This is a genomic window from Mesorhizobium sp. M1A.F.Ca.IN.020.04.1.1, from assembly GCF_003997315.1.
Lineage (GTDB): Bacteria > Pseudomonadota > Alphaproteobacteria > Rhizobiales > Rhizobiaceae > Mesorhizobium.
On the sequence record NZ_RZSN01000127.1, the window covers coordinates 1 to 2,790 of the forward strand.

Below are 2,790 nucleotides of genomic sequence, written 5' to 3' on the forward strand. Positions count from 1 at the left end.
CCGCGACAACGGCAAAGGCGAGCGCCGGGGCCATTCCAGGAAAAGTGCGCAGCGGTTTCCCGCCCGCGATTGCGCAGAAACGCATAGCCGGACCAGTTCGGCGTTTCCCGGAAACGATGAACCGCTCCAACGCTCGCGAAAACCCGCGTCGGAACTGCCGCGCCACGCCGGCATGCGTGGCAACCCACGCCGGTCGCACGCAAGCGTCGGCCTCGGCGCAGGCTGTCTTGGCCATCATCGCAGCTGGTCGGCGCGCCCGTCAGCTCAGTGCATGTACTCGACCATGCGGTCGTGGAAGCATTCGCACTTGTTGAGGTAGTCCTCGTCCTTGTAGTTGGTCTTGAGATAGCCATAGGCCTTGCCGCAGGCGACCTTGGCTTCCGAGGCCCAGACGAAGGCGGGGCGCGACGAGTTGATCCATTCCGGGCTGTTGGCGACGGCGACCGATTCGTCCATCAGCTTCACCACATGGTCCTTGAGCTCGACCATGTTGTCGGTCAGCACCAGGTCCGAGGTGCCGACGGTGCGGCAATAATTCACCGCCGGCTCGCCGATGATATCTGCGGCAAAGCCGGTCGATCCGGCGAGCAGCACCGCCACGGCCGAGGCCAGCAGTCTTACGGAATGTTTCATGTAAGCCCCTCTCCAAATTGCGAATTCACGGTTCGCTAACGCTAGCATAGCAGCACGGCCGCGCATAAGCACTAAATCGTGGCCGTGTGCTGTTGATGGTTCGTGTCGTCGAAAAGGATGTTGATTGTTCCGGCCGCAGGCGCGTTCTGAAGAACGGCGACATCGACGAAGTTGGCGGGATTGCCCGAGCCGCTGGCGTCCACGCTCACCGTATTGGTTTCGCTGTTATAGTGGACGTAGTTGCTGATATTGCCGGCAGGCGCGGTGTCGAACAGGGCGCTGAGGTCGATCTTGTCGCCCTCCGAGCCGTGGTAGTCGGTGATCAGATCCTTGATGTCCAGGCTGTCCAGCTTGAACGTATCGGCGCCCGAAGTGCCGGCCATGGTCGACGCAGCTCCGGAAGCGGCGCTATCGAAATTGCCGAATCCGATATCGGCGACCGCGCCCGTCTCGCCATTGGCGGTCGTGAAAGTTGCTTCGCCATAGGTCAGGACCGAGCCGTCGGCCGAAACCGAATGCTGGTTGTTGCTTTCCAGTCCGATCTCGACGATGCCCAAAGCGGCAAGGCTCTTGAACTCACCTGGGTCCGACACGCCATTGCCATTGGCATCCTGCCAGACACCAAATTGCGCGAAGTCGTGGTCGGCGGCGGTCAGCTTGCCGTCATGGTTCGTGTCGTAGACCTGCTCGAGCGCGGCAAGGTCGGTCGCAGCACCCGGGGCGTGTTGGGTGAAGGCGATTTCCGAACCGTTGTTCACCTTGCCGTCGCCATTGAGGTCGATCGCCAGGATACCGTCATGCGAATCTACCCAGGCGGTCTTCGAGGCGACACCATCGCCGTTGTAGTCGAACGAAACGGTGGAGTGCGTGAGATCGGTGGTCTGGATTCCGTCGTGGTTGAGGTCGAGCACCACCGGGGTGGCGACGGCGAAAGGCGTCAAGCCGTCTTTGACGTGAACAGTGAAATTCGCCGTTCCAGTCTGGTCGCCGTCACCGTCCGTAAGCTGCAGCGTCACCGGAATGGTGTGGTCGACCGTGGTCGATGTCACACCGACGTCCGTGAGGTTGAGTTTGGTCTTGCCCGAAGACTCGTATGCGTCGACCCAGGCGATCTGCAGGCCTGCAGGCGAATTGATCGTCAGCGACGTCGCACCGGTCGTTGGAATGAAGGAAGCGGTGCTTCCGTCGGTGTAGTGGGCGACGAACTCGACCTTGTTGCTGGCGCTCACTGCGTCGAACGAAAATTTGGCATAGCTGACATTCGCCATGGTGATGGCCGGGGGCGTATAGCCGCCGGCGCCGTCGTAGTCGTTCGGCGCACCGAAATCGAAGCGCATGAACTCGCCCGCGTCGAAGTTATTGTTGCCAAGTCCCCAACCGGCGGTCGAGCCGTTGACGTTGGACGTCTGCGCGAGCGACGGATCGCCGCCTGCCAGCCAGGCAGCCTCGTGAGCTCCAGTGAAGATGCCGCCGGCATCCGTGGGCGCCCAGCCGGTCACCATGACGATGTTCTGACCGCCGGCCGTCACGACGATGGAGTTGCTGGGGCCGGCGCCGAATGAACCGCTCGAGGCAATGGAGACATTGCTTGTCATGCCGTCAAGTTTGGCCAGCAGATCGAAGGTGTATTGCCCCGAGGTGCCGGCCGCGGTGTTCACCGTGACCGTGAAGACCGCCGTGTCGCCGGCGTCATGGCTTCCGTTGTTGTTGTTGTCGGCGTAGGCCGTCAGCACGTTGCCGACCTGCTCTGTGACAAGATTGTGCCCATTGGAGGTCAACCCGGTTGTATTGACCGTGATCGTCATGGCCGCGCCGGCGCCGTCAGCACCGGGAACGAAATTGATGGCCCCGACGGCGGGCGTCTGCGCGGGGTCGTTGCTGGCCTGCTGGCTCTGCACGCTGTTCAGCGTCGGCACGTCGTCGATGATGTTGGCCGAGAGCGTGCCGGTGGCGTTCTGGCCGTCCTGGTCGGTGAGCGAGACGGTCATGTTCTCGAACAGGCTGTTGGTGCCCTGGCCGGCGGCGTGCGCCTCGTTGTCGTTGAGCGTGTAGGTGTAGCTGACGACGCCGGTTGCGGCATTGTAGCCGGTGACGTTGAGCGTGTTGCCGAGCGCCGTGGTGAAGGAGCCGGCGCTGAAGACGCCGTTGGTGATGAAG

General features: G+C 62.3%; 2 protein-coding genes. Both read right to left on the reverse strand.

Annotated features, from left to right (window positions below; translation table 11 throughout):
* Positions 1–264: 264 nt before the first annotated feature.
* Positions 265–633, reverse strand: coding sequence for a hypothetical protein (locus tag EOA49_RS22490; protein WP_066989339.1), 369 nt, complete (start codon positions 631–633; stop codon positions 265–267).
* A 71-nt stretch (positions 634–704) separates the two neighbouring features.
* On the reverse strand, positions 705–2,790 hold a 2,086-nt coding region (locus tag EOA49_RS22495; RefSeq protein ID WP_164749261.1), incomplete at its 5' end, for a type I secretion C-terminal target domain-containing protein.